The sequence below is a fragment of the Mesorhizobium montanum genome, from assembly GCF_033977145.1.
GTDB classification, from domain to species: Bacteria; Pseudomonadota; Alphaproteobacteria; order Rhizobiales; family Rhizobiaceae; genus Mesorhizobium; species Mesorhizobium montanum.
In genome coordinates this window covers 50,056-73,733 of the sequence record NZ_JAVIJF010000023.1, presented here as the reverse complement: position 1 = coordinate 73,733, position 23,678 = coordinate 50,056, and the positions used below count along the sequence as shown (strand labels likewise).

Sequence of the window (23,678 nt, the reverse complement as noted above, 5' to 3'; positions counted from 1 at the left end):
TTGGTTCTTAGCTGGCCGATTGAACTGACTTTCCCACTGCGCGTTGTCGGGAGCCCCTGGCCTCCTCGGGCTCCAGATCAGAAAATATGCCCGTGAGCAGATCCGCCCATTTCCGCTGCCCGGTCTCGCCGGCGATCTCGTCGTTGCGGATTTCGATCATCGCGCAGGCTAACCCGCGCGAGCGCGCGTGCCGTTCCAGCGTGAAATAGACACGGTCGGCCGGCGAATAGGGTTCGTTGACGCCGACGGTGACGCCGGCGAGCCGCCGCAGCGCAGTGACCAAGGGCGTTGCCAGGCGGCGGTCGTCATCATGAATGATGCCGATATGCCAGGGCCGGCTCTTGCCCTTGTAGACCGGCGTGAAGGAGTGCACCGACACCAGACGCGTCTCCTGGCCACGCGTCAGCCGCCCGTCGATGATCCGGGCGATCGTGTCGTGGAATGGGCGCCAGGCAAGGTCGATCCGCGCGGCGCGCTGCCTGTCGGACAGATCCGAATTTCCGGGAATGGCTGTCGTCTCGCTGACCGGCGGAACGAGATCGGGCGCGTCGAGCGGCCGGTTGCAGTCGATCACGAGCCGCGACAAGCGGGTCTCGATCAAGGTGGCGTCGAGCGCCTCGGCCATGCGGCAAGCGACGGGAAGCGCGCCGGGGTCCCAGGCGATATGGCGGGAAAGCTCCTCGGCCCGCAGGCCGAGCGTTCCGAATTCGGCGGGGAGGACGTTGGAAGCGTGGTCGCAGGTGAAGACGAACGGGCTTGATCCGCCAGGGTTGGTCACCCTTACGGTCTCAGACGGTGCAAGGCTGGCGGGCCGTGCTTTCTCCATACTGCCGTCCCCTGGGAGCGCTGTATCGTATGTTACGTATTTTGCCTCATTGCGTCCCTATGAATGATTTCATACAGTTTAACCGGCTTTGTCAAACGCGAATTCCGGAAAACGGCGGCGGCGGGCCAACGGGCGGGGGAAAACCATGATTTCCAGCATTGCCGAACTGATCTCTGACCGCATCGACGCGATGCCGGCCGGCGAGCGCCGCGCCGCCCAGACGCTGATTGCCAACTATCCTTTGACCGGGTTGAAGACCGTCGCCGAATTCTCGGCCGCGGCCGGTGTGTCCTCGCCGACGATCCTGCGCTTCGTCGCAAGGCTCGGCTTCCAGAACTATCCCGAATTCCAGTCGGCGCTGCAGGATGAGCTGGCGGCGCAATTGCAGTCGCCCGCTTCGCGCACGCTCAATCCGAACTCGACAGGCGGCGCCGTCTCGCCGATGCTGGAGGCGACGCTCGACAATATGCGCGAGACGTTCCGGCACCTCACCGATAAGCAGCTCGCCGACATAGCCGCGCGGCTTGCCGAGCGGCGCGGCAAGACCTTCCTGATCGGCGGCCGCTTCACCGATCCGCTGGCGCGCTACATGGCCGCCCACCTCGCCATCATCCAGCCGGATGTTTACCACCTCGCTGGCCAGGAGAGCATCTGGCGCGACCGCCTGATCGACATGGGCAAACGCGACGTGCTGGTGATCTTCGACATCCGCCGCTACCAGGAAAGTCTCATCCGCTTTGCCGAGAAGGCGCATCAGCGCGGCGTCCAGATCATTCTCTTCACCGACCAGTGGCTTTCGCCGATCGCCCGCTTCGCCCGCCATGTGATTGCCGGCCGCACCGCCGTGCCTTCGGCCTGGGACTCGTCAGCCGCTCTCTTCGTCGTCGTCGAAACGCTGATCGGTGCTGTAACCAGCCAGCTTGAAGCTGCCGGCGCAAAGCGCATCCGCGACCTCGAAAGCTTGCGGTAGGGCAGTTCCAGGAAACGTGTGAGCGGTTTTCTGTCCGGAATTGCGTCAAAACAAAGAGATAGAGCGCTTCGCCGTTTCCGTGAAACGGTGAAACACTTAGGCTATTTGAATAGCCGGCCTTCGATCGACCAGCGTGCCGCCAGGAAGTTCAGCACGGCCGCCACCACGACGCCGATGATCTTGGCCGGCCACACGCCGACAAACCCGGCCAGGACGGCGATCGAAAGACTGGAAACGCCAAGCGAAATCAGCGCTCCCAGCGAGACGAAGCGCAGGAAGGAGTGGTGCAGGCGGATGTCCGGGTCCCGCTCGAACGACCAGAAGCCGTTCGCCACGAAGGAGAAGAGGACGGCGACGAACCAGGCGCCGACATTGGCGGTCAAAGCCGGTACCGCGAGCTTGAGCAGCAGGAAAAATGCGGCGAGGTCGATGCCGGTGTTGACCAGCCCGACCAACGCGAAGCGGACGATCTTGTCGCCGGTCGAACGCTGCGGCTGGCCGGCATTTCTCATGCGCTAGCGTCCATGACGCGGGCTCCGGCCCGGTCGAGGCTGGCACCGAACCCCTCCGAGGAGAGAACCGCAAATTCGACCTCACGCACGCCTTGCATCGGGTCGCGCGCGCGCAACGTCTCATCGACATGACCCGGATGGCACATGAACACCCCTTGTTCGGGCAAATTGTCGATCGCGGCGCGCAGCGTTGGAGCGAATTTCTCCGGCTGCCGCCAGTCATAGATGCCCAAGAGCGGTGTCATCACGCTAAAGCCAGCCCGCTGCATCGATCTGTTGAAGCCCCTGGCCAGCGTGGCGATCGCCGCGATCTTGGCCGCCGCGTCGAGACCGGGAAGCCCTGGTGCGCCTCGCAGCGCGGGCTTGCGCGCGCTTTCCCCAAAACGCGCCAACAACCAGTTTCGTACCACGGGAAGAAAATGCACATGCTGATGTCCGTCGATATAGTCGGGCGGACCACCCAACGCTTCGACGAAGCGGCCGTACTGGGTGTCGAGCTCGGCATGAATGTCCCGCTCGTCGATACGCCCACGCCGCACCGGCAATGCAAGGGAAGCGAGCCTGGGCAACTTGCCTTCGGGCGCCAGGCTGGATGGACCGGTCACGGCGATCTGATCGGTGAGGGTCAGATGCAACCCGACGGCAGCCCGTCGGCGAAACAGCCCGATGCGCGCCGCCGCCTCTTCCCATTCGGGAAAGCCGGTCATGCAGCTTGTTCCGGTCAGACGGTCGCGCTCGATGAGGTCGAGGATGGCGCTCGATACTCCGGGCGCCAGCCCGTAATCGTCGGCAATCAGGCGGATCGACCGGGTCATTTGCCGGGGGCGACCTGCTCGGCGGCGTTGCCGTGCAGGACATCGCGCACGATGTAGACGGGCCGATCCTTGCTTTCGCTGAGTGTGACCCAGACATATTCGCCGATCAGGCCGAGCAGTGCCAGGTTGAGGCCGCCCAGCAACACGACGGCGACCATGAGGCTGGGATAGCCGGGCACCGCGATGCCGTAGAAAAGCACTTCGAAGAGCACCTTCACGCCGTAGGCAAGACCAGCAAATGCCGCCAGCGATCCGATGAGGCTGATGACACGCAGCGGGATCACGGAAAACGAGGTGAACCCTTCCAGGGAGAATGCGATCAGGTTGAACCTGCTCCATTTCGAAGTGCCGCTGGCGCGGTTTTCCGGCGAGTAATGCACCGCCTTCTGGCGGAAGCCGGCCCAGGCGAACAGACCCTTGTTGAAACGGCGCTTGTCGCGCACGCTGGTCAAGGCACGCGCCACCGCGCCGCGCATGACACGGAAGTCTCCGGCATTCTCGGGAATATCGAAGCGCTGGCTGCTGTTGATCGCCTTGTAGAAAAGCCGCGCCAACTGGCTGCGCCGCCAGCTCGCCTCGCGCCGGTCGTTCTGCGCGTAGACGACGTCGATCTCCCGGTTCTCGACAAGTTCGCCGATCATCTTCAGGCTGATATCCATGGAATGCTGGAGGTCGGAATCCATGATCAGGACCATGTCGCCACGGGAATGATCGAGGCCGGCGAGCACCGCCGCTTCCTTGCCGAAATTGCGGCTCAGACGAACGATCTCCCAGGAGCCCGACAATGCCGCGGCAAATCTCTCGGCGCTGCCGTCGCGGCTGCCGTCGTCGACAAGGATCTTGCGGACAGTCATGCCGAAACGCTCCGCAACGGCCGCCTCGAGCCTGTCGAGCAACCCGACGAACGCAATCGCGGATTCGGCCTCGTTGAAGAACGGTGCGATGACGTCGAGCATCTCAGCCATGCGCGACAGCTCCGGCGGTCGGCATCTTCTGCCTGCCTCGCGTCCAGAACCAACCGATGAGCACGCAAGCAATTATGCTGATGCTGATTGGCCGGAGCCACGGGTGGAAAAGATCGTGCAGTCGGCTATCGATACTGGTCAGTCCGGTAGCGAAGAGGAGCGTCGCCAGCAGCCAGCGCACGGTCGCGGCTCCCTTCTCCCGCCACAGCAGGGCGATGGAGAGGCCGGCGGGCACCGACACCATGGCATAGGTGTTCTGCTCGACCCGCGGATTGAAGACGCACATGTAGAACGCCGCGGTGAGGAAGATGGCGAGCCCGCTGATATTCGGGTCCAGCCTGCGGTCGAACTGGAGCACCAGCCAAAGCGTAAGCAGGCCCGCGACGACGCGCACGATCGTCGCGTCCAACTCGGGAACCGTCATCCCAAGCCTTGTGAAAGGCGCCGTGAAGTCGGCCGGGACGAAGGGGCCGGTTGGGTCGATGGTCATCGAAGTCAGCATCCGGAAAAAATCATGGTACTGCGCGTTGATGTAGTCGGTGGAGGCAAAGCCATAGGGAATGGCGAGTACGACCAGGACCGCCAGCACCAGCGCCGGTATCAGCCTGGGACGCAGCGCTCCGGCCAGAAGCAGCATGATGATCGCCGTGGGCTTGGCGATGATCGCAAGCGTGGCCCAGAAGAAGCTTTCGGACCGACGCCCCTCGAGTGCCGAAAGGGTCAGAAACCAGCACGCCCCGGTGAGCAGGACGGTCGCCTGGCCGTTGCGAAGCGCTGCCAGCGCCACCGGCAAGGCAAGGAAGAGACCGACGGACAGCAGCCATGTCTGCTCATGGCCGCCGAGCTTGCGCACCTGACGCATCGCGGCAAAGGTAAGCGCCCCGAAGCCCAGCATGTGCCACAAAAGCTTGCCCAGATAAGGCCCGAGCTTCAGCAGCGGAACGTAGAGTACGGCGAAGGCGGGAGCGTATAGATATCCCATGGCGACTTCGACCTGATACAGCGGTTGGCGGCTCAGAAAAGCCTCGCTGCCATGTTTATAGATATGGACCACCGAACGCGCGTTGGGCGACCATAGCGCCAGGCCGAGCACAACCAGAAACGCCCCGACCCACAGCCAGAATCCCAAACGGTCGAAAACCGGCTTGGTTATCGTCATAGCGCACCCCGCATTCCGACCAGGACGTCTTTCCCATCGCCGCCCTCAGCGCCGGCCAGATATCACATCGAAGTGGAATAGAACATCCGAGCGTGACTGTTACCGGCGCGGGCACGAGGACGGCGCAACAGCGGCATTTTTCCGCTGCCTGCTCGTCGATCACAGCTTTGTGTTCAAAGGCATTCGCCCGGACCGAACAGCTGCGATCGGCGCGCGGACTGTTTTACGGCCTGATGAACACCTTTCCGTTGGGCTTGGCCAGTTCGGCCGGCAGTCGTGCCATCGCCTCGCCCAGCGGCACGACCGCAGTGACGTCGGTCGACCAGCGTCCATCGGAAAAGCGCTTTTGCGCCTCCAGCACCGCCGGGCCGAGCCGGTCGCGGAACTGCCGCATCCATTCGGCCAGCCAGAAACCTTCGACGCGCTTGTGCTGGAAGATCAGTTGGCCGGGCTCGCGGATCACCGTCGGCTCGGCGTCGAGCCGCCCATAGATGATCCAGCGCGAACGCTTCGGCATGACGTTGAAGATGGTGGAAGCCAGCGGGCCGGTGACGGCGTCGAGGAAAATGCGCGGCTGCTCGGCCTTCGTCACCTCGCGCAGCGCAGCCTCGAAATCCGCCGCCTTCTCATTGAGCACATGGGCGGCGCCGAGGTCCTTCAGCAGCGGGATCTGCTCGTCGCGGCGCACGGTGACGACCGGCCGGAAGCCTTCCTCCTTCGCCAGCCCGACGATCAGCTTGCAGAGCTGGCTGGCGCCGGCGGTCATGATGAAGGCCTTCTCGCCTTCCTGCTTGACGATGTCGAACATGGCCAGCGCCGTGAGCGGATTGACGATCATTGCCGCGCCGTCCTCGTCGTGCACCGTGTCGAGCAGCGGAATGCAGGACGCCGCCTCGGCGACCGCATAGTCCGCCCATGCTCCCCAGTTCGACATGCCGGTAGCGAAAGCGACGCGCTTTCCCTCGAGGCTCCTGGCATAGGCGTCATCGCCGGTGGCGACGACGATGCCCACGCCTTCGAAACCGGCCGGCCGGCCCTTCACCCGCGGCTGGCCGTACTGGCCCTTGATGAAGGCAATGTCGGACGGGTTGATCGAGGCGAGGCTGACCTTGATCAGCGCCTGCGATGGGCCGGGCGCCGGCACCGCGATGCTGCCGGGCTGGAGATAGGGCTCCGTCGCTTCCAGCGCGGCGGCCGAAGGCGTCCTTGCATAGCCGTCGCCGACAAGCAGCAGGCCCTGCATTTGCGATGGAAGCGTCATGGCTGTCAGACCCTTTCCTGCGTGTATTTCTTCAGTTCCGTGCGCGCCACCTGGCGCCGGTGCACCGCGTCCGGCCCGTCGGCCAGCCGCAGCGTCCTCAAATGCGTCCAGGAGCGGGCGAGCGGCGTGTCCTGGCTGATGCCTTGCGCGCCGAACATCTGCACCGCCTCGTCGGTGACTTTCAGCGCGACGCGCGGCGCTACCACCTTGATCTGGCTGATCCAGGGCGCGGCGGCGCGGACATCGCCCTGGTCGATCATCCAGGCCGCCTTGAGGCAGAGCAGCCTCGCCATCTCGATCTCCATCCGGCATTCGGCGATGATGTCGAAATTGGCGCCGAGCTTGGCCAGCGACTGGCCGAAGGCCTCGCGCCGCACCGAACGCTGGCACAGCATCTCCAGCGCCATCTCGGCCTGGCCGATGGCGCGCATGCAGTGATGGATGCGGCCAGGCCCGAGCCGCCCTTGCGCGATCTCAAACCCCCTGCCCTCGCCGAGGATCAGGTTTTCCGCCGGCACCCGCACATTGTCGAACCTCAGATGCATATGGCCATGCGGGGCGTCGTCGTCGCCATAGACCTGCATTGGCCGCAACTTGGCGATGCCCTTGCTGTCGGCGGGCACCAGGATCATCGAATGCCGGCGATGCTGCGGCTCCTCGTCCGATCCGGTCCTGACCATGACGATGTAGATAGCGCAGCGCGGATCACCCGCGCCCGACGCCCACCATTTCTCGCCATTGAGCACATAGTAGTCGTCGCCCTGCCGCTCGCAGCGCATCGAAATGTTGGTGGCATCCGAGGAGGCGACGTCCGGCTCGGTCATCAGATAGGCCGAGCGTATCCGGCCCTCGAACAGCGGCTCCAGCCAGTCCCGCTTTTGCTCCGCCGATCCGTAACGCTCCAGCACTTCCATGTTGCCGGTGTCGGGAGCGGAGCAGTTGAAGGTCTCGGCGCCGAGATGCGCCTTGCCCATCTCCTCCGCCAGATAGGCATATTCGACGGTGGAAAGGCCGTAGCCGCGTTTGGAATCGGTCAGCCAGAAATTCCACAGCCCGCGCTCCCGCGCCGTCTTCTTCAGCCCTTCGAGGATTTCGGTCTGCCTCGCCGTATAGCTCCAGCGGTCGCCGCTCTTGCCGACCTCGGCGAGGAACTCTTCGCCGAGCGGCGCGATCTCGTCGCGTACCATCGCCGCCACCCGCCGGTGGATCGGCTTCAGCCGCTCGGTCATGCCGAGATTCATATCCGCCATCGCTTCCGGCCCTTCCGAAGATAGATCTTTACCCGTGGCAAGGATGACCGTACTTCGGCTAGCCTTGTCAACGCGAGTCTCCCTGGCGGACCGGGAATGCGGAGGAATGCGATGAGCTATCTGGACAAGCTGTTCTCGGTCACCGGCAAGACCGCGCTGGTGACGGGTGCGGCGACCGGCATCGGCCGCATGGTGGCGACCGGGCTGGTGCGCGCCGGTGCTCATGTGATGATCGCCTCGCGCAAGGGCGAGGATTGCGCAAAGGTCGCCAACGAATTGAACGCGCTCGGCGGATCCGGCCGCGCCGAGGGCTTTGCCGGCGACGTGTCCAGCGAAGCTGGCATCGCCGCACTTGTCGCCGAAGTCAAAGCGCGCACGGAGCGCCTGCACGTCCTTGTCAACAATGCCGGCATCTCCTGGGGCGCGCCGCTGCAGGAGTTCCCTTACCACGCCTGGGCCAAGGTGTTCGGCGTCAACGTCACCGCCGTCTTCCACCTGACCAGGGAGCTGTTGCCGCTGCTCGACGCCGCCGCAAGCGACGAGGATCCGGCCCGCGTGATCAATCTTGGCTCGGTAATGGGTACCCAGCCGCTGGCCGACGATGCCTACTCCTACGCCGCCTCGAAGGCGGCCGTGCATCATTTGACCCGTACGCTGGCGATCGAGTTCGCCGTCCGCCGCATCACCGTCAACGCCTTTGCCCCAGGTCCGTTCCAGAGCCGGATGACGGCCTTTGCGACCGCGACTGAGGAGCAGGCGAAACATATCGGTAACCATGTTCCGCTCGGCCGCATCGGCGTGGCGGATGACATTGCCGGCGCAACGCTTTATCTGTGCAGCCGTGCCGGCAGCTATGTCACCGGCGCCATCCTGCCCATCGACGGCGGTCAGTCGGTGCAGCATGGGATGACATTGTTCAAGGAATAAGGCGCCCGGTTCAAGGAATCGTAGTCCGGGCGGGGGTGCGGAGGACATCAGCGTGGAACCGATCAGTCTCGATACGCTTCTGGCAAGCGTCGGCAAGGAGGTCGGCGTGTCGCCCTGGCGAACGGTGACGCAGCTCATGATCGACCAGTTCGCCGATGCCACCGACGACCATCAGTTCATCCATTGCGATCCCGAACGCGCCAAGCGCGAGACGCCGTTCGGCGGCACCATTGCGCATGGTTTCCTGTCGCTGTCGCTTTTGTCGGCCATGACCTTCGAAACCATGCCGCCGCTCGAGAATGGCAAGATGGGTGTCAACCATGGTTTCGACACGCTGCGCTTCCTGGCGCCGGTGAAGACCGGCTCGCGCATCCGCACCCATTTTGTGCTTGCCGATGTCAAGGTGAGGCCGTCCGGCTGGGTACAGACGGCGCATGACGTGACCATCGAGATCGAAGGATCGAAGAAGCCGGCGCTGACCGCGCGCTGGCTGACCCTGACGCTGATCGAGCGCCAGCCCGAGACCGCATGAGGCGCGACGCCAACGCACTCGATGAGGCGGCGCTCGCACCCTATCTCGAAGCGCATATCCCGGGTTTTGCCGGGCTGTCCGCGATTGAAAAATTCAAGTCCGGACAGTCCAATCCGACCTATCTCTTGACCGCCGCCGCCGGCCGCTATGTGCTGCGCGCCAAGCCGCCGGGACAATTGCTGAAATCCGCGCATCAGGTCGACCGCGAATTCCGGGTCATGCAGGCGCTCGCCGGCACGGCGGTGCCGGTGCCGCGCATGCTGCATCTCTCAGGTGAAGACTCGCCGATCGGCCGCATGTTCTATGTCATGGAATATCTCGACGGCCGCATCTTCTGGGATCCGTCCCTGCCGGGCGCATCCGGCAATGACGAGCGCGCAACGATCTACGACGCCATGAACGCAACGCTTGCCGCCTTGCACGATGTCGACGTCGCGGCGGTCGGCTTGAGCGATTTCGGCAGGCCCGGCAGTTATTTCGAGCGCCAGTTCGCCCGTTGGACCAGCCAGTACCGTGCTTCGGAAACCGAAAACATCGCCGACATGGATCGGCTGATTGCCTGGCTCGAAACGCATGGGCCGGCCGATGACGGCCGCGTCTCGCTGGTGCATGGCGACTACCGGCTGGACAACATGATGTTCGCCCCGGACGCGCCGAAAATCATCGCGGTGCTCGACTGGGAGTTGTCGACGCTCGGCCACCCCTTCGCCGATCTCGCCTATCAATGCATGCAGTGGCGGCTGCCGCATGCCTCGGGCTTCCGCGGTCTCGGCGGCGTCGACCGCGTTGCAGCAGGCCTGCCTTCCGAGCAGGCTTATGTCACCGCTTACTGCCGGAGGCGCGGCATCGAGGCGATCGACAACTGGACCTTCTTCCTGGCCTTCTCCTTCTTCCGGCTGGCGGCAATCTGCCAGGGCGTCTATCGCCGCGCGCTGGACGGCAATGCCTCCAATCCGGAAAAGGCAAAGACCTACGGCCAGGCGGTAAAACTGCTCGCCGCGCTCGCGGTGGAACTGATCGACAAGAACGGCTGAAAAACGGGAGAGCTGAACGATGGGCCGTTTCAACGGGGCGAGCGTACTCATCACCGGTGCGACGGGCGGTCTCGGTAGCGGCGCTGCAAAAGCCTTCGCCGCCGAAGGCGCCCGGCTCGTGCTCTCCGATCTCGACGAGAATGCGCTGAGCGCTTTCGCCACGACGCTTGACGCCGAGACAACGGTGCTTGCCGGCAACATTGCCGAGGAGAAACTCTCCGAGGATCTGGTGAAGCTGGCCGTAGAAGAATTCGGCCGGCTCGACATCGCCGTCAACAATGCCGGCATCGTGCACAGCTTCGTACGCCTGCCGCAGGTGACCTCGGAAGAGGCGCGCCGCGTGGTCGAGGTCGACCTGCTCGGCGTCTTTTATGCCATGAAGCACCAGATCCCGCAGATGGAACGCCAGTTCAAGGAAGGCGGCAAAGGCGGCGTCATCGTCAACATCGCCTCGGTCGCCGGCCTCTCGGGTGCGCCCAAGCTGTCGGTTTATGCCGCTGCCAAGCATGGCGTCGTCGGGCTGACGCGCTCGGCGGCCGTCGAATATGCCAGCAAGGGGATACGCATCAATGCCGTCTGCCCGGCCCACACCCGCACGGCGATGGTCGACGGTTTCGTCCGCTTCGCCGGCGCGCCCGAAGCCGAAGCGCTTGCGGAACTCACACGTGGCGTGCCGATGAAACGTGTCGGCGAGGTGGATGAGATCACCACAGGCATCCTGTTTCTAGCCGACTCGGCCAATTCCTTCATGACCGGTCATGCGCTCGCGCTCGATGGCGGCATTGGTGCGATTTGAGCAATTCCAGGAAAGCTGCCTGACGTTTTGCGTCCGGAACTCCGTTGGAAACAGAGAGTTAGAGCGGACGCAGCGGAACCGGAACGCTCTCTTGTCCGTTTCCGTACAGCGTATATAATTTAGTAAGGCAACCAATCACAAAGGCAGGCGGACATTGACGCTGAGCGTTCAGAAACGCCGCGAAAAGCAGAAGGCGGAGCTTCGCTCCGAATTGGTCGCGGCAGCTCACAAGCTGGTGCAGGAAGAGGGCTACGAGGGCCTGACCATCCGCAAGTTGGCCAAGCGCGTCGGCTATGCGCCGATGTCGGTCTATTCCTATTTCGCAGACAAGCAGGACATCCTGTTTGCGCTCGCGGAAGACGCCTTCGAAACGCTCGCCCGGCGCATCGAGGAGCACCCCGCCGACGACCCGATAGAGGCGCTAAAGGCGGTGATGACCGAATACGCCGCCTTCGGTCTTGGCAATCCCAACGAATACCGCACCGTCTTCATGACCGAGAAGACCAAGCTTCCCGAGGGACGCAGCTACGAGGACATGGAAGAGGGCAACCCTGCCATGAAGGTTCTGATCAGCCGCGTCGAGGCCTGCGTTGCCGCCGGCAAGCTCAAGGGCGACCCGCGCGCTATCGCCACCATGCTGTGGACCGTCGGCCACGGCACGATCTCGCTCTTGATCACCTTTCCCTTCTATCCGTTCGGCGATGCCCAGGCCTATGTGAAGCGCATGTGCGATTTCACGCTGGCCGGACTGTCGGCGCAGGACATCCCCCCGCTCACCGAAACACCCGTCAACTGCTGACCGGCTTTCTCTTCCCGTTCCAAGAAAGCATGTCGCAGGTTTTCCGACCAGGAATTGCGCGAAAACAAACACAACCGACCGCTCTGATCGCTTGCTACGAGGCGGCGAATTCCTACGTTCAAGAAAATTTGTCGTACGCGTACAAGATTCCCTCTTGAATTTAGCTTCCGTTAACCGTATGTGTACGGTATATTGTACATGTACGGAATTTAACGGAGACGGAAAATGAAGAAGACCATCCTCACCCTCGCCACCGTGCTGGCTTTCTCGGGCGGCGCTTTTGCCGGCGCGAACCAGCCGGTCAAGCATACCCCCGCAGCCTGCGTCCAGACCAAGGCCAATGTGGTTCTTGATTGCACCGCGACCGGTTCCGTGGAAAAGGCCGACGTCAAGAACACGCAGACGACCAAAAGCCCGCGGCTTGGCATCGATGTCAGCCCGTGGTTCGTGCCCGGCCTCTGACCGCTATCGGCAAGACCTCAACGAAAACGGGCGGCACTTGGCCGCCCTTTTTCGTCCTTGCTTGTCGCCCTGAGCGATCCGCCCAAGCCTATTTCTTACGCGGTTTCGTTCCTGGCACGGCCTTGGCCTTTATCGGCTTTGCCGGCGCGCCGGAAATGGAGGTGCCGGTGATCGACACCGGGTCGCTGGCCGGGAACGTGTCCTCGAGGCCTTCCTCAAGTTCTTCTTCCGCGATCATGTGATGCCGCTCCTGCTCGAGCGAACGGACCGCAGCTGTTTTCTTGGGTGACTTTGACGCTGATTTGGACGGCATCGGCTTCTCCCTTCGCGCGTTGCGGAAACGCAACGGAGCGGCGACGGTTCGGTTCCGCCACGCCGCCTCCTGGCGGAGGCTGCCGGAAAAATCAGTTCGCCGCGTCGCTTGCCGCTTCCGACAGCAAAGTAAAGACATAGTCCGAGAAGGAGCGCCAGCACTCCACCCGGAAACTATCGGACGCGGTGCGCAGCAGCACGATCTCGGACTTGCCGAGAATGGTGCGCGAGGCAGCCCCGATCGGGAATGCGTCGAGCGACAGATCCTGCGGACAGCCGGAACTGACTGTCATTTCTGCGGCCGGTCCGGAGACCGAGATGGCGACATTGCGGTGCGAGATGCCGACCACCGAATGCAGCGCCGAGGTCTTGGCGCAGTCGGCGAGCGGATCGTTGCCGGCTTCGTCGATGATCAACCATTCGTCGGGTCCGAGCCACAGCGCCGTGCGCCCGTCCTTCGTCGCCGAGGTCTTCGGCTTGGTCGGAAGCGCCACGCCGAGCGCCCTGGAAAGCGCAGCGAGCGAAGCCTGCGGCGCGCGCAGCGAAATGCGCTCGGCCGGCGGCAGCATTTCCACCTTCACGCCGGGCGCCGACAGCGTGCGGCCGGCATATGCCGGACGCCGCTCGACGGAAGGTGAGGCGGCTTTTGTCTTGGTGGTGGCCTTAGCCATTGAGGTGTTCTCCCTTCTCGTCGACGAACACCATGCCGGTGACCTCCACCTCGATCGTGCCATTCGGCATCGGCACATAGAGCGTCTGCCCCATGCGGTCGCGACCGCCGGCTATCAGCGCCAGTGCGATCGAGCGGCCGCAATTCTGCGACCAATAGCTGGAGGTGACGTGGCCGATCATCTTCATCGGGATAGCCTGCTTCGGATCATCGACGATCTGCGCGCCCTCTTCCAGCACCACCTTCGGATCCTTGGTCTTGAGACCGACGAGCTGCTTGCGGCCCTTGGCCACCAGGTCCGAGCGGGTCAGGCCGCGAATGCCGACGAAGTCGGTCTTCTTCTTGCCCACCGCCCAGTCGAGCCCGGCATCGTTCGGCGTCACCGTGCCGTCGGTGTCCTGGCCGACGATGATATAGCCCTTCTCGGCACGCAGCACGTGCATCGACTCGGTGCCGTAGGCGGTCGCGCCATGCTTCTGGCCTTCGGCCCACAGCGCTTCCCAGACAGCCTCGCCGTAATCGGCCGGCACGTTGACCTCGAAGCCGCGTTCGCCGGTGAAGGACATGCGGAACAGCCTCGTCGGCACGCCGCAGATCTTGCCCTCACGCACCGACATATGCGGCATCGCCTCGTCCGACATGTCGATGCCTTCGACCAAAGGTTCAATAATCTTCCGCGCGCTCGGTCCTTGCACCGCGATGACAGCCCATTGTTCGGTGATCGAAGTCAGCCAGACATTGAGATGCGGAAATTCGGTCTGGAGGTAATCCTCCATGTGGTTCATGACGCGCGGCGCGCCGCCGGTCGTCGTCGTTACATGGAAGCGGTCCGGCGCCAGCCTGCCGACGACGCCGTCGTCATAGATGAAGCCGTCCTCGCGCAGCATGATGCCATAGCGGCAGCGGCCGGTTTCCAGCTTCTCCCACGGGTTGGTGTAGAGCAGTTCCATGAACTTCGCCGCGTCCGGCCCGACAACCTCGATCTTGCCCAGCGTCGAGGCGTCGAACAGGCCGGCCGCCTTGCGCACCGTCACGCATTCGCGGTCGACTGCGGCGTGCATATCCTCGCCGGCCTTGGGGAAATACCACGCGCGTTTCCAGTGCCCGACATCCTCGAACACAGCACCTTGGGCAGCCGCCCAGCCATGTGTTGCCGTGCGGCGGGTCGGATCGAACAGGGCGCCGCGCGCATGCCCGACGATCGAGCCGAAGGTCACCGGCGTATAGGGCGCGCGGAAGGTGGTGAGGCCCACTTGCGGGATCGGCTTGCCGAGCGTCTCGGCGGCGATCGCCAGGCCATGCATGTTCGACGTCTTGCCCTGGTCGGTCGCCATGCCGTTGGTGGTGAAGCGCTTGACATGCTCGATCGAGTGCATGCCTTCATGCACCGCCTGACGGATATCCTTGGCTGTGACGTCATTCTGGAAATCGACGAAGGCCTTGATCGTTGTGCCCGGTCCGGCGCCGGGCGCTGCGCCCAGCATGCCGCGCGACCAGCTCTCGCCGGCATCGACCTTCGGCTTGGCGCTCTTGCCCGTCTTGACGATGGAATCCTTGCCGCCGGCCTCCTTCGCGGCCTTGGCGCCGGCCGCGTAAGCCTCGTCGACCGAGGCGGCCAATCCGTCGGTGCCGTTGCAGGCGCCGACTGACACGCAATCCTGTGCATAGGTGCCCGGCACGAAGCGCTTGGTCTCGTCGTTGAAGGCGACCTTGCCGCGCGACTGCGAAAACAGGTGCACCGACGGCGTCCAGCCGGCCGACATCAGGATGGCGTCGACCGGGATGGTCCGTTCGCCACCGCCGTTCTTTGGCTGCACGGTCATCGACGATACGCGCAGCTTGCCGCCGGCGCTGACCACGGCGCGGCCAAAATTGATCTCGATGCCGAGACCCCTCGCCTCGTCGATCACCGGTCCCGACGGATTGTCGCGCAGGTCGACGATCGCCGCGATATTGACGCCGGCCTTCTTGAGGTCGATCGCCGCAGCGTAAGCGGAGTCGTTGGCCGTGTAGACCCCGACATTCCTGCCGACGGCGACGCCATAGTGGTTGAGATAGGTGCGCGCCGCCGAAGCGAGCATCACGCCCGGCCGATCGTTGTTGGCGAAGACCATGTGCCGCTCGATGGCGCCGGTCGCGATCACGACTCGGCCCGCGCGGACCTGCCACAGGCGCTCGCGCGCCAACTCGCGGCCGGGGCTCTTGAGATGGTCGCTGACTCGCTCGACGAGGCCGACGAAATTCTGCGCGTAATAGCCAAAGGCAGTGGTGCGAGAGAGCACGCGTACATTGTCCATCGCCTTCAGTCTGGCGATCGCGGCTTGCGCCCAGACATAGCCGTTCTCTCCGTCGATCCTGGCGCCGCTCTCGAAGCGCAGGCTGCCGCCGAATTCCGCCTGCTCGTCGGCGAGGATCACCCGCACGCCGGTCTCGGCCGCGGCAAGGGCCGCGGCAATACCGGCAGCGCCGCCGCCCAGCACCAGCACCTCGCAATGGGCGTAGCGCGCCGCATAATGGTCCGGATCCGGCTTGTCGGGAGAAACGCCGAGGCCGGCCGCGGCGCGGATCTTCGGCTCGTAAAGGTTCTTCCAGGCCGATTTCGGCCACATGAAAGTCTTGTAGTAGAAGCCGGCCGAGAACAGCGGCGAGGCGATGTCGTTCACCGCACCGACGTCGAAGGCGAGCGACGGCCAGCGGTTCTGCGAATTGGCGGCCAGCCCGTCATAGAGTTCCTGCACGGTCGCCCGCACGTTCGGCGTCTTGCGTGCATCGTCGCGCACGATCTGCACCAGCGCGTTGGGCTCCTCCGCGCCGGCCGAAAGAAAGCCGCGCGGCCGATGATATTTGAACGAGCGGCCGACCAGGTGCACGCCGTTGGCGAGCAGCGCCGAGGCCAGCGTATCGCCCTCGATACCCGTATAGGACTTGTCGTCGAAGCTGAACGGCGCGGTCTTGGCCTGCTTCAGGCGACCGGCGCCGGAAATGCGGAATGCGGCGCTCATTTCGCGGATCCAGGCAGCTTCGCGGGCTTCGGCTCACCGGCCTTGTAGGTCATGACGAACTTGTCGGTGACGGTGTCGCGCACCGCATTGAAGAAGCGCGCGCAGCCATGGATGTGCCGCCAGCGCTCATAGATGACGCCCTTCGGGTTAGCGCGGATGAAGAAAAATTTCTCGAAGTCGTCGTCGCTCTCGCCGGCAATGTTGGTGGAGCGCGCGATATGCGCCTCGCCGGCATTGCGAAACTCGAGTTCCGGGCGCTCTTCCTCGCAATAGGGGCAGCGGATGAGAAGCATCTGGGTGATCCTAAAACTTGCCGTGACCGACGCGCGCGCCGGCCGGTTGATCGCAAAGCGGCTGAAGGGTCATTTGGCCCATCATCAATGCGCCACCGCCGCCGCTGCGGCCTCGTCGATGAGGCGGCCGGTGCGGAAGCGCTCGAGCGTGAAGGGCGCGTTGATCGGATGCGGGTCGTCCTTCGCGATCGTGTGCGCAAAGACATTGCCGGAGCCGGGCGTCGCCTTGAAGCCGCCCGTGCCCCAGCCGCAATTGACGTATAGGCCCTTGACCGGCGTCTTCGCCAGGATCGGCGAGCGGTCGGGCGTCACATCGACGATGCCGCCCCACGAGCGCAGCATCTTCATGCGGGTGAAGATCGGGAACATCTCGCAGATGGCATCGAGCGTGTGCTGCAATATGTGCAGGCCGCCGGTCTGCGAATAGGAGACGTACTGGTCGGTGCCGGCGCCGATGACGAGCTCGCCCTTGTCGGACTGCGAGATATAGGCATGCACCGTGTTCGACATCACCACGCAGGGCACCACCGGCTTGACCGGCTCCGACACCAGCGCCTGCAGCGGATAGCTTTCGAGCGGCATTCGCACGCCCGCCATGTTCATGATCACCGACGAATGGCCGGCCGCGACCACGCCGACCTTCTTGGCGCCGATGAAGCCGCGTGTCGTCTCGACGCCGGCGACCGCGCCATTGGCGGCGCGCTTGACGCCGGTGACCTCGCAATTCTGGATGATGTGCACGCCGCGCGCCGAGGCGCCGCGCGCATAGCCCCAGGCGACCGCGTCGTGGCGCGCCGTGCCGCCCCGCCGCTGCAACGCCGCGCCCATCACCGGATAGCGCGCTTCCCTGGAAATGTTGAGGGGCGGGCAGAACTCCTGCGCCTGCTCCGGCGTCAGCCATTCATTGTCGATGCCGTTGAGGCGGTTGGCATGGACATGCCGCTTCAGCACCTGGACGTCATGGACGTTGTGCGCCAGCATCATGACGCCGCGCGCCGAATACATGACGTTGTAGTTGAGCTCCTGGCTGAGCCCATCCCACAGCTTAAGCGCATGGTCGTAGATGCCGGCGCTTTCGTCATAGAGGTAGTTCGAGCGGATGATAGTGGTGTTGCGGCCCGTATTGCCGCCGCCGAGCCAGCCCTTCTCCAACACCGCGACGTTGGTGATGCCGTGCTCGCTCGCCAGGTAATAGGCCGTCGCCAGTCCGTGTCCGCCGGCGCCGACGATGATGACGTCGTATTCCTTCTTCGGCTCGGGCGAGGTCCACTGTTCTTCCCAGCCCTTGTGGCCGCGCATCGCCTCGCGGGCAATGGCGAATACCGAGTATTTCTTCACGTTAAGCCTCGCGCCAAAAAATCGCGGATGTAGTCCGGGCCTCTCCCGTCACGCGAGGTGTATCACTAGCGAAACCGCGATGTCATCCTTGCGCTGTTTGCGACGGCGCTTGCCGTTTTGCGCCGCGGTCAAAATGAGACATCCGGCTAGCTTCGGTGACTGTCTTCAGCGACACTTCCTGTCGCGTGACGCTGGAGAACAATGATGGGCAACGCCTGGTGGAACCTGACCCTGCGCTTTCTGCTCGAGCTTTCCGCGCTGCTTGGCCTGGGCATGGCCGGCTGGAGCTTTCCGGCCGAGTTCGGGCGCTGGATTCTCGCAATCGCCTTGCCGATCGTCGCGGCTGTGTCGTGGGGCACCTTCGCCGTACTCGATGATCCGAGCCGATCGGGCCGGGCCCCGGTGCCGGTGCCGGGCGCCGTCAGGCTGGTGCTGGAACTTATCATATTGTTTGGCGGTGCCGCTGGCTTCTACCTGGCCGGCCATGAGGCCGCGGGCATTGTCATGGCGCTGCTGATTTCCCTCAGCTACGCCTTTTCACTGGACCGGCTGGGTTGGCTGTTGCGGCAGTAGACCAACCGCGGTCTTTGCGGGTTTCGGGTGGCCGCGGCAATCCTCATCTGCGACTTCACGTCCAACCGCCGGCAAGGCCGGCACAAAGGAAGGATGTGGAAAATGTTCGCACTCGCCAACAAAGTCGCCATCGTCACCGGCGCCAGCTCCGGCATCGGCCGCGCCACCGCCAAATTGTTTGCCGAACATGGTGCAAATCTCGTCGTCGCGGCGCGACGGCAGGCTGAGCTCGGCGCGCTGGTCGACGAAATCGAGGCGGCCGGCGGCACAGCGGCTGCACTTGCCGGCGATGTAAGGGACGAGGCCCATGCGAAGGCGCTCGTCGAACTCGCCGTCGCAAGATTTGGCGGCCTCGACATCGCCTTCAACAACGCCGGCGCTGTCGGCGTGATGGGGCCGGTGCCCGACATGGCGCCGGCGACCTGGCACGAGACGATGGACACCAACCTGACCAGCGCCTACCTCGCCGCCAGGCACCAGATACCGGCCATGCTGGAGCGCGGCGGCGGCTCGCTGATCTTCACCTCGAGCTTTGTCGGCTACACCGCGGGCATGCCGGGCATGGCGGCCTATGCCGCGGCCAAGGCCGGCCTGATCGGCCTGACGCAGGTGCTGGCCGCCGAGTACGGGCCCCGCGGATTGCGGGTCAACGCGCTGCTGCCGGGCGGCACCGACACGCCGGGCGCGACGACGACCACGCCAGAAGCTCGTGCCTTCGTCGAAGGCATTCATGCCCTGAAGCGCATGGCTCGGCCGGAAGAGATCGCCCGCTCGGCACTTTATCTGGCTTCCGACGCATCGAGCTTCACCACCGGCACGGCGCTGTTTGCCGACGGCGGCGTCTCGATCAACCGGACGTGAACGGATTGGCGGGCGCCAGCATGCCCGCTAGCCAAAAATGTCGCTGCGCGGCCTTGCATTCCGGTCGGATTTGACGATTTTGGTTGCCCGTCGAAATCGGACCGGAACGATGCTGCTGATCAGAACCTATGTCGCCCAAAGCGCCATCGAAGGCGTCGGCGTTTTTGCCGCCGAACCGATAAAAAAGGGCGCCTCGATCTGGCGGCTTAATCCCGATTTCGACCGGCTCATCCCGATGCAAAAATACGAGGCGGCGCCGCCGCATCTGCGCGAGTTGCTGGACCGCTATGCCTATCCGAGCCCGGACAAGCCCGGCTTCATGGTCTATGAGGTCGACAACGGCCGTTTCATGAACCATTCGGAGCGACCGAACACCGATTTCTCGCAATATGGCGGCGCCACCGCCACGCGCGACATCGCGGCCGACGAGGAAATCACCTGCGATTATGGCGAATTCTTCGAGGATTTCGCGCGCCTCCATCTGGCGGCGGCGGAGGGCTGAGGTAAAGTCAGGCGCGGCACGCCGGTTTTTGATCGCGGCTCCCGCAATCAGCGGTGGACAGCACAGCGTGATTCTGCTATCAGCCGCCACAATTCGCGGTGCAACTTGCCGCGGAGGCATTGCAGCTATGGCTGTTTGCCTAACGATATCAAACCCGAAGACAGGATTGCCCGTGCAGGTACTCGTCCGCGACAACAACGTTGATCAGGCGCTTCGCGCGCTGAAGAAGAAGATGCAGCGCGAAGGTATTTTCCGCGAAATGAAGATGCGCGGTCATTACGAGAAGCCGTCCGAGAAGCGTGCCCGCGAGAAGGCCGAAGCCGTGCGCCGCGCCCGCAAGCTGGCCCGTAAGCGCGCCCAGCGCGAAGGCCTGCTGCCGATGACCCCGCGCCCGGCTCCGGCTGGTGCTGCCGGCGCATCGCGCTCGCCGCGCTCATAACGCCTATTTTTCGTCCTTTTCGAAGGATACCGAGGGTGGCGCGATGCGGAATCGCCGCCACCTTTTTATTTGTGCATGGAAGCCGGTTCGGAGAGGGAACGGACTGACGGCGCCGCGGCAGTGAGGACAAAGATGAACGCAATTACCGTGGAGCGCAAAGCCGCTTTTCGCGGCTTCGCCCTGACGGCGGTCCTGCTTTCGGGCCTGTCGCTTGCAGCGTGCCAGACGGCCCCGACGGGTGAGTTCAACTCGATCGACAAGGCGCAAGGCTCAAGCGAGAACATCTCGTCGCTTTCGGCGGTCATCCAGCGCAATCCGCAGGATCCGGAAGGTTATAATGTGCGCGGCTCGGCCTATGGCCGCGGCGGCCAGTACCAGGCGGCGCTCAAGGACTTCAACCAGGCCATCCAGCTCAACCCGAGTTTCTACCAGGCCTATTCGAACCGTGCGCTGATCCAGCGCTTCCTCGGCAACCAGGAAGCAGCTTTAGCCGACTACAACCGGTCGATCCAGATCAACGCCAATTACGACGCCGCCTATATCGGCCGCGGCAATCTCTACCGCAAGGCGGGCCGTACCCAGGATGCCTTCAACGACTTCCAGAAGGCGATCCAGCTCGACACCACCGACGCGCGCGCCTACCACAATCGCGGCCTGATCTATCAGAGCCAGGGCCAGCACAAATTCGCCATCGAGGACTTCTCGACCGCCATCTCGCTGGCGCCGGATGCCGCCGAGCCCTACAACGGCCGCGGCCTCTCCTATCTGGCGACGGGCGACGAGGACAACGCCTTCTCCGACTTCAACATGGCCATCAAGCTCGACGGCAAGAATGCCGAGGCCTGGGCCAACCAGGCGCTGATCTACGAAAAGCGCGGCGACAAGGTAAGGGCGGCCAAGTCCTACCGCGAGGCTATCCACCTCGACCCCAACTACCAGCCGGCCAAGGACGGCCTGTCCCGCACCGGTGGCAACGCCAGCTGATTGGAAGCTGACACCTGGAAGGTGTATTGCACGACGCTTAGGCGTCGTCCCCGATCGCGGCGTCGTGCCCGATCGCTCGGTCGCCGCCGGCAACCGTGGTGTTGCTCCCCAGAGACGCCGATAGCGACCCGTTAACCGCCCAGGCCGATGCGTTAACCTTTGCCATGTTCGCGCCAAGGTTTCAGCGGAACGCTCCGCGCACCTCGATCGTTTAAGCCGGGGCCAAAATTTTCGTGAAAGGACCTTTCCAATGATCAAAATACTTGCCTGTGCCGCTGCTGCGCTTGCCGCCACGGTCCTCGCATCTCCAGTCAGTGCCGGCACGCTCCGGCTCGGCACGCTCGATTGCACAATCGACGGCGGCGTCGGCTACGTCATCACGTCGAACAAGGGCGTCTCCTGCGTCTTCAGACCCTCTCATCACGGCCCGGCCGAGATTTACACCGGAATGATCTCCAAGCTCGGCGTCGACGTCGGCAAGACGCATCAGGGCCAGCTTGTCTGGGCGGTGCTTGCCGCCACCCGCAGTCATGATGCGGGCGATCTCGCCGGCAGCTACTATGGCGTCAACGCCGAGGCGAGCGTCGTCACCGGCGGCGGCGCCAATGTCCTGGTCGGCGGACTGGACAGTGCCTTCATGCTTGAGCCGCTGAGCGTCCAGGCACAGACGGGCGTCAACCTGGCCGTCACCGTGGCCTCGCTGGACCTCGTCCACTCCTACAAGTGAAGCTTCGGCTTCAGAATCCGCCGCGAAACGCTCGGCCCGGAACAGGTGTTCCGGGCCGATTGCTTTTGGGAGCCGATAGCCTCGGCACAAATCGTGTCGGAATCCGTGAAGAATCCGCTTGAGCTCAACTGCGCTTGAGGTTCTACAAGCCCTGCCGAACTGGACCTGGCGCCTTCTCCAAAGTGAATGAAGGCTGCCGTTGGCAACCAGGAGATCGACGTGACGGCAGCTGGCGGCAACAAGGTGAACTGGCGGGCGCTGTGGGCGAGCGGCGATCTGGCGCGCTTCTGCTTCATCAACCTCGGCATCCTGCTTTACGCCACCAACGAGACGATGGTGGCGACGGTGATGCCGGCGATGGTCGGCGAACTGGACGGCGTGCAGTTGGTCGGCTGGTCGCTGGCAATCTACGAGCTTGGCGCCATCACCGCGGGCGCAGCCGCCGGGCGGCTTGTCAGCTATGTCAGCCTGCGCAGCAACATGACGGTCGCAGCCCTCCTTTACGCGGCCGGCGCATTGGTGAGCGCCGTCGCGCCGTCGATGATCCAGTTCCTCGCCGGGCGGCTGATCGAAGGCTTTGGCGGCGGCGCGCTGGTGTCGCTGGCGTTTGTCTCCGTCGAGCGGTTGTTTGCACGCAGCATCTGGCCGCAGCTTTTCGGCGTGATGTCGGCGATCTGGGGCATCGCCGCCTTCAGCGGCCCGATGATCGGCGCGATCATGGTCGAGCTTCTGTCCTGGCGCTGGGCGGTCGGCATCTTCGCGCTGGGCGGCATCGCAGTCGCGCTTGCCAGTCTCACCGTTCTCAACACCGCCGTCGCCTCGCGGCCGCGCGCTTCGGGCGATGCCGCGCCGCCTTTCCCCTACGGCGCGCTCGCCTGCCTTGCCCTCGGCGTGGTCTTGATCGCGACCGCCGGCGTCGACATCGCCCCGCTGCGCTCGTCGCTGCTGCTTTGCCTCGGTCTGATCGGTCTGGCACTGTTCGTTTGGGTCGACGCACTGAGACCAGGGTCGCGGCTGTTCCCGTCAAATCTGTTTTCGTGGCGCTCGCCCGTCGGCACCGGCATGACCATGGTCGCTGTCTTTTCGGTGGCGACCTGTTCCTTCGGCATATACGGGCCGCTGCTTCTCACCACGTTGCACGGCATCCCGCTGCTTACCAGCGGCTACATCATCGCTGCCGAATCGATCTCATGGTCGATCCTGTCGATCCTCGTCGCCAACGCGCCGCCGGAGCGCGAACGGTCGATCATCCTCGTCGGCGCGCTGATGATTGCCTGCGGCATTGCCGGCTTCGCCTATACGATCCCTTCCGGCTCGATCCCGCTGATCCTGCTCTGCGCCCTTTTGCAGGGCGGCGGCTTCGGCGTCGCCTGGCCGTTCCTGACCCGCATCATCGTCGCGTCGGCGGCGCCGGACGAGCAGACCATCGCCTCGGCCGCCGTGCCGACCATGCAGCGCATCGGCTACGCGGTCGGCGCGGCAGTCGCGGGCATCATCGCCAATGCCAGCGGCTTCTCCGAAGGGCTGAGCCGCGGCGCGGCCGCTTCTGTCGCCGGCTGGCTGTTTCTGGCCTTCGTGCCGCTCGGCGTTTTCGGGTGCCTGGCAGCGCTGAAGATCTTCCTGGCAACAAACCAGCCGCGACTTGCGGCAGGTTGACGCCGCCGCCCTC

At 64.1% G+C, this 23,678-nt stretch carries 26 protein-coding genes; 14 read left to right on the top strand and 12 right to left on the bottom strand.

Going from position 1 to position 23,678, the window contains the following annotated elements:
* Positions 1 to 7: 7 nt before the first annotated feature.
* Positions 8 to 826: an N-formylglutamate amidohydrolase gene (locus RFM68_RS27110; RefSeq protein WP_320236075.1), complete on the bottom strand. Its 819-nt coding sequence runs from the start codon at positions 824 to 826 to the stop codon at positions 8 to 10.
* Between the two features lie 145 nt (positions 827 to 971).
* Here RFM68_RS27110 and RFM68_RS27105 point away from each other — a divergent pair, with 145 nt between their 5' ends.
* Positions 972 to 1,796, top strand: a complete 825-nt coding sequence (locus RFM68_RS27105; protein WP_320236074.1) for a MurR/RpiR family transcriptional regulator — start codon at positions 972 to 974, stop codon at positions 1,794 to 1,796.
* A 101-nt stretch (positions 1,797 to 1,897) separates the two neighbouring features.
* Here RFM68_RS27105 and RFM68_RS27100 read toward each other — a convergent pair whose 3' ends face one another.
* The 6 genes from RFM68_RS27100 to RFM68_RS27075 form a co-directional block, all read right to left on the bottom strand.
* Positions 1,898 to 2,308 (bottom strand): GtrA family protein, encoded by a 411-nt coding sequence (locus RFM68_RS27100; RefSeq protein WP_320236073.1) that lies wholly within the window; start codon positions 2,306 to 2,308, stop codon positions 1,898 to 1,900.
* Positions 2,305 to 3,123, bottom strand: a complete 819-nt coding sequence (locus tag RFM68_RS27095) for a ChbG/HpnK family deacetylase (protein ID WP_320236072.1) — start codon at positions 3,121 to 3,123, stop codon at positions 2,305 to 2,307. Before RFM68_RS27095 ends, RFM68_RS27100 begins: the two co-directional genes overlap by 4 nt.
* On the bottom strand, positions 3,120 to 4,088 hold the full coding sequence (locus RFM68_RS27090; RefSeq protein WP_320236071.1) for a glycosyltransferase family 2 protein: 969 nt from the start codon (positions 4,086 to 4,088) through the stop codon (positions 3,120 to 3,122). Before RFM68_RS27090 ends, RFM68_RS27095 begins: the two co-directional genes overlap by 4 nt.
* The gene (locus RFM68_RS27085; RefSeq protein WP_320236070.1) at positions 4,081 to 5,247 is read right to left on the bottom strand and encodes a glycosyltransferase 87 family protein; all 1,167 of its coding nucleotides are present in this window, start codon (positions 5,245 to 5,247) and stop codon (positions 4,081 to 4,083) included. The genes RFM68_RS27090 and RFM68_RS27085 overlap by 8 nt, the downstream gene beginning before the upstream one ends.
* Before the next feature lie 223 nt (positions 5,248 to 5,470).
* Complete coding sequence (locus tag RFM68_RS27080) at positions 5,471 to 6,508, bottom strand: zinc-binding dehydrogenase (RefSeq protein WP_320236069.1); 1,038 nt, start codon at positions 6,506 to 6,508, stop codon at positions 5,471 to 5,473.
* Positions 6,509 to 6,513: 5 nt separating this feature from the next.
* A complete protein-coding gene (locus tag RFM68_RS27075; RefSeq protein WP_320236068.1) occupies positions 6,514 to 7,758 on the bottom strand; it encodes an acyl-CoA dehydrogenase family protein in 1,245 nt (414 codons plus the stop codon).
* Positions 7,759 to 7,869: 111 nt separating this feature from the next.
* Between RFM68_RS27075 and RFM68_RS27070 the strand changes: the two genes are divergently transcribed.
* The 6 genes from RFM68_RS27070 to RFM68_RS27045 all read left to right on the top strand — a co-directional run bounded on the left by RFM68_RS27070 (position 7,870) and on the right by RFM68_RS27045 (position 12,308).
* Complete coding sequence (locus RFM68_RS27070; RefSeq protein ID WP_320236067.1) at positions 7,870 to 8,685, top strand: SDR family oxidoreductase; 816 nt, start codon at positions 7,870 to 7,872, stop codon at positions 8,683 to 8,685.
* Between the two features lie 46 nt (positions 8,686 to 8,731).
* A complete protein-coding gene (locus RFM68_RS27065) occupies positions 8,732 to 9,217 on the top strand; it encodes a MaoC family dehydratase (protein WP_320236120.1) in 486 nt (161 codons plus the stop codon).
* Positions 9,214 to 10,251 carry a phosphotransferase gene (locus RFM68_RS27060; RefSeq protein ID WP_320236066.1) on the top strand — a complete coding sequence of 346 codons (1,038 nt, stop codon included), beginning with the start codon at positions 9,214 to 9,216 and terminating at the stop codon, positions 10,249 to 10,251. Before RFM68_RS27065 ends, RFM68_RS27060 begins: the two co-directional genes overlap by 4 nt.
* Before the next feature lie 19 nt (positions 10,252 to 10,270).
* Complete coding sequence (locus RFM68_RS27055; RefSeq protein ID WP_320236065.1) at positions 10,271 to 11,047, top strand: SDR family NAD(P)-dependent oxidoreductase; 777 nt, start codon at positions 10,271 to 10,273, stop codon at positions 11,045 to 11,047.
* Positions 11,048 to 11,201: 154 nt separating this feature from the next.
* Positions 11,202 to 11,846 carry a TetR/AcrR family transcriptional regulator gene (locus tag RFM68_RS27050; protein WP_320236064.1) on the top strand — a complete coding sequence of 215 codons (645 nt, stop codon included), beginning with the start codon at positions 11,202 to 11,204 and terminating at the stop codon, positions 11,844 to 11,846.
* Positions 11,847 to 12,071: 225 nt separating this feature from the next.
* Positions 12,072 to 12,308, top strand: a complete 237-nt coding sequence (locus tag RFM68_RS27045) for a DUF680 domain-containing protein (protein ID WP_320236063.1) — start codon at positions 12,072 to 12,074, stop codon at positions 12,306 to 12,308.
* A gap of 88 nt (positions 12,309 to 12,396) precedes the next feature.
* Here RFM68_RS27045 and RFM68_RS27040 read toward each other — a convergent pair whose 3' ends face one another.
* The 5 genes from RFM68_RS27040 to RFM68_RS27020 form a co-directional block, all read right to left on the bottom strand.
* Positions 12,397 to 12,621: a hypothetical protein gene (locus RFM68_RS27040; RefSeq protein WP_320236062.1), complete on the bottom strand. Its 225-nt coding sequence runs from the start codon at positions 12,619 to 12,621 to the stop codon at positions 12,397 to 12,399.
* A gap of 91 nt (positions 12,622 to 12,712) precedes the next feature.
* Positions 12,713 to 13,291 carry a sarcosine oxidase subunit gamma gene (locus tag RFM68_RS27035; RefSeq protein WP_320236061.1) on the bottom strand — a complete coding sequence of 193 codons (579 nt, stop codon included), beginning with the start codon at positions 13,289 to 13,291 and terminating at the stop codon, positions 12,713 to 12,715.
* Positions 13,284 to 16,292, bottom strand: a complete 3,009-nt coding sequence (locus RFM68_RS27030) for a sarcosine oxidase subunit alpha (RefSeq protein WP_320236060.1) — start codon at positions 16,290 to 16,292, stop codon at positions 13,284 to 13,286. The genes RFM68_RS27035 and RFM68_RS27030 overlap by 8 nt, the downstream gene beginning before the upstream one ends.
* Positions 16,289 to 16,585, bottom strand: a complete 297-nt coding sequence (locus tag RFM68_RS27025) for a sarcosine oxidase subunit delta (protein ID WP_320236059.1) — start codon at positions 16,583 to 16,585, stop codon at positions 16,289 to 16,291. The genes RFM68_RS27030 and RFM68_RS27025 overlap by 4 nt, the downstream gene beginning before the upstream one ends.
* A gap of 84 nt (positions 16,586 to 16,669) precedes the next feature.
* A complete protein-coding gene (locus RFM68_RS27020) occupies positions 16,670 to 17,923 on the bottom strand; it encodes a sarcosine oxidase subunit beta (protein WP_320236058.1) in 1,254 nt (417 codons plus the stop codon).
* Between the two features lie 201 nt (positions 17,924 to 18,124).
* Here RFM68_RS27020 and RFM68_RS27015 point away from each other — a divergent pair, with 201 nt between their 5' ends.
* The 7 genes from RFM68_RS27015 (at position 18,125) to RFM68_RS26985 (ending at position 23,665) form a co-directional block, all read left to right on the top strand.
* Positions 18,125 to 18,496: a YrdB family protein gene (locus RFM68_RS27015; RefSeq protein ID WP_320236057.1), complete on the top strand. Its 372-nt coding sequence runs from the start codon at positions 18,125 to 18,127 to the stop codon at positions 18,494 to 18,496.
* Between the two features lie 102 nt (positions 18,497 to 18,598).
* Positions 18,599 to 19,357: an SDR family oxidoreductase gene (locus RFM68_RS27010; protein WP_320236056.1), complete on the top strand. Its 759-nt coding sequence runs from the start codon at positions 18,599 to 18,601 to the stop codon at positions 19,355 to 19,357.
* Positions 19,358 to 19,466: 109 nt separating this feature from the next.
* Complete coding sequence (locus RFM68_RS27005; protein ID WP_320236055.1) at positions 19,467 to 19,859, top strand: SET domain-containing protein; 393 nt, start codon at positions 19,467 to 19,469, stop codon at positions 19,857 to 19,859.
* Between the two features lie 172 nt (positions 19,860 to 20,031).
* Entirely contained in the window at positions 20,032 to 20,298 is a 267-nt protein-coding gene (gene rpsU, locus RFM68_RS27000) for a 30S ribosomal protein S21 (protein WP_027165252.1), read from the top strand.
* A 132-nt stretch (positions 20,299 to 20,430) separates the two neighbouring features.
* Positions 20,431 to 21,282 (top strand): tetratricopeptide repeat protein, encoded by an 852-nt coding sequence (locus tag RFM68_RS26995; RefSeq protein WP_320236054.1) that lies wholly within the window; start codon positions 20,431 to 20,433, stop codon positions 21,280 to 21,282.
* A gap of 250 nt (positions 21,283 to 21,532) precedes the next feature.
* Complete coding sequence (locus tag RFM68_RS26990) at positions 21,533 to 22,009, top strand: DUF992 domain-containing protein (RefSeq protein WP_320236053.1); 477 nt, start codon at positions 21,533 to 21,535, stop codon at positions 22,007 to 22,009.
* 186 nt (positions 22,010 to 22,195) lie between these two features.
* Positions 22,196 to 23,665: an MFS transporter gene (locus RFM68_RS26985; protein WP_320236052.1), complete on the top strand. Its 1,470-nt coding sequence runs from the start codon at positions 22,196 to 22,198 to the stop codon at positions 23,663 to 23,665.
* The last annotated feature ends 13 nt before the right edge of the window (positions 23,666 to 23,678 follow it).